The sequence below is a fragment of the Ramlibacter sp. genome, from assembly GCF_013697775.1.
Lineage (GTDB): Bacteria > Pseudomonadota > Gammaproteobacteria > Burkholderiales > Burkholderiaceae_C > Ramlibacter.
This window is the reverse complement of record NZ_JACCWG010000048.1, coordinates 1-2,462: the sequence shown is the minus strand read 5'-3', so window position 1 is coordinate 2,462 and position 2,462 is coordinate 1. Positions and strand designations below refer to the sequence as shown.

At 66.1% G+C, this 2,462-nt stretch carries 2 protein-coding genes and 1 pseudogene; all 3 read right to left on the bottom strand.

All coding sequences use genetic code 11. From position 1 onward, the window contains the following. Window positions 1-87: 87 nt before the first annotated feature. Window positions 88-522 (bottom strand): hypothetical protein, encoded by a 435-nt coding sequence (locus H0U68_RS02980; protein ID WP_296352677.1) that lies wholly within the window; start codon window positions 520-522, stop codon window positions 88-90. Between the two features lie 343 nt (window positions 523-865). Next, on the bottom strand, window positions 866-1,714 hold the full coding sequence (locus H0U68_RS02975) for an alpha/beta fold hydrolase (RefSeq protein ID WP_296352676.1): 849 nt from the start codon (window positions 1,712-1,714) through the stop codon (window positions 866-868). 33 nt (window positions 1,715-1,747) lie between these two features. Then, window positions 1,748-2,462, bottom strand: a pseudogene (gene mutL / locus H0U68_RS02970) (DNA mismatch repair protein MutL); the annotation flags it as partial.

The window sequence follows — 2,462 nt, the reverse complement described above, 5'->3', positions numbered from 1 at the left end:
GACAACCCCAAACCATTCATCTGGACAGCCAGTGCTTCGGACATCCTGGCCAAGGTCACCAGAGCCAAGGCTGCATTGGCTGCGATCTCACGATAAGTACAGAACAGAGGCGCGCACCACACTAGCGTCGAACGTGAATGAGAGCGCAGTCGTGCTTCTTCGGAGAGCTTGCAGACCAGTCTGATTCACATAGAAACCGACTTGGCCCATACCGTTGTTCCAGGACCCGCCTTCCAGGACGGATGATCCCAGCTCTCTTTGCAATGAGCCGAGTTTCGCCGTCAGTGCGGATATGACGTCGGGCCGCTTTGCTTGGATGGTGCTGAGCGATAGGTGCTCGAGCGTCACTAGGACGGGAACGAATCCATTTGCCGAGGCACTCTGCACGAGGCGGTCGTATTCGGCGGCCTCAATCGATGCGGCTCGCGCCTGTACGGAGACGAGAACGGCTCCAGCCGCCAGAACCATTAACGTCCGCAAGCTTATGAAGCGCGATGTGTGCATCTGCTGGACCGATTTCATTCGGGTGCCACTTTCTCTTGCTTCTTTTTCGGGGGTCAAATATGCGCCTCGTACATTCTTTGGACAACTGGTAGACCTAACAGGGGCGACTTGGAGGCGCATCTGGCGCAGTAAAAGCAGGCTGTGGTTTTCCTGCCGGTATGAGTCATTTGGCCGAAATTCATCAAGAAAGCATGCAAAAAGGTCCCTTTGCTTCCTCTGGCGAGTGACGTAAAAGATGACAGGGAGGGAATAGCGTCCTGATTCCCCGGGACACCCTCTATCGCTTATGAGCGAGTCGATGGTAGCACGCCAAGAGGGCGTGGCGGCATCCGGCTATGAACACCATAGTGAAACTCGACACCTATCGGAGGCTGAACAACTGGCGCAGGGCTTCGCGGTACTGCGCGGCGCCGACGGCCATGGTGCTGTAGTGCGAGCCGCCTTCGACCAGCAGGAAGCGCTTCCTGCCGGTGGCCGCCTCGTACAGCTTGCGGCCCAGGTCGCTCTTGATCAGGCTGTCGTCGGCGCCGTGCACCACCAGCAGCGGCGCGCCCACGCGCGCGACCTTGCGCACCGACTCGAAGCGCTGCGTGATGAGCGGGCCGATCGGCAGCCAGCCCCAGCGCATGGTGCCGGCCACGTCCGCGATCGAGGTGAAGGTGCCTTCGACGATGGTGCCCCGTTCGTCCGTGACCTGGGCCGCCAGGTCGATGGCGACGGCGCCGCCCAGCGAGTGGCCGAAGATGTAGCGCGGCCGCTTCGGGTAGGTGGCGGCCAGCCAGTCCCAGGCGGCGCGCGCGTCCTCATAGGCGGTGGCTTCGGAAGGCAGCGCCCGCGTGCTCTTGCCGAAGCCGCGGTAGTCGATAGCCAGCACCGAGAAGCCGAGCTCCTGCATGCGCCGGATGCGCGGCGCCGAGCCCTGCACGTTCCAGCGCGCGCCGTGCAGGTACAGCAGCACGGGCGCGGTGTCCGGATGCTGTTCCGCGGGCAGCCAGAGCGCGTTCAGCTTCGAGCGCTCGCCGGTGACCTTGGAATCGAACGCGATCCAGACCGGCGCCATGTCCTGCGCCAGTTCGGCGGTGCCGCCCCAGCTGCGGTCGCCCGGCTGGAAGATCCAGCCGCGCTGGTGTTCGTCCAGCGAAGAGAAACCGAGCACGGACAAGGTGGCGATGGAGGCTGCCAGGGCGAGCAGCAGGGCGGGGCGGCGCATGGGGTTGCGACCCGCGAGCCCGCGGGAAGTTCTTCAGCGCCCCCGCAAAAACAGGGAATCCAGCTCGCGGATCGACAACTGGCGCCAGGTCGGGCGCCCGTGGTTGCACTGGTCCGAGCGCTCGGTCTCCTCCATCTGCCGCAGCAGCCCGTTCATCTCGTCGAGCGTGAGCCGGCGGTTCGCCCGCACCGCGCCGTGGCACGCCATGGTCGCCAGCAGCTCGTTGCGCGCGCGCTCCACCACCGTGCTGGCGTCGTGCTGCGACAGTTCCGCCAGCACGCTGCGCGCCAGTTCGACGGCGTCGCCCTGCGCCAGGCTGGTGGGCACGGCGCGCACCGCCAGGGTCTTGGGCGAGAACGCGGTGATCTCCAGGCCCAGCGCCTGCAGCACCTCGGCGCACGACTCCGCCGTGGCCGCTTCCTGCGGCGTGGCGGCGAAGGTGGCGGGGATCAGCAGCGGCTGGCTGGCGATGGCGCGCGCGTCCATCTGCGTCTTCAGGCGCTCGTAGACGATGCGCTCGTGCGCCGCGTGCATGTCCACGATCACCAGCCCCTGGTTGTTCTCCGCCAGGATGTAGATGCCCTGCAGCTGCGCGATGGCGCGGCCCAGCGGCCAGTCGCCGGCGGGCAGCGGGGTCGCGGGTTCCTGCGGCGCCGGCGCGAAGGGCGCGCCGCTGCCTTCCTCGGCGCGCGGCGCCGCCGCGGGACTGGGCGACCACAGCATCGACAGATCGCTCACGCGGTTGCCG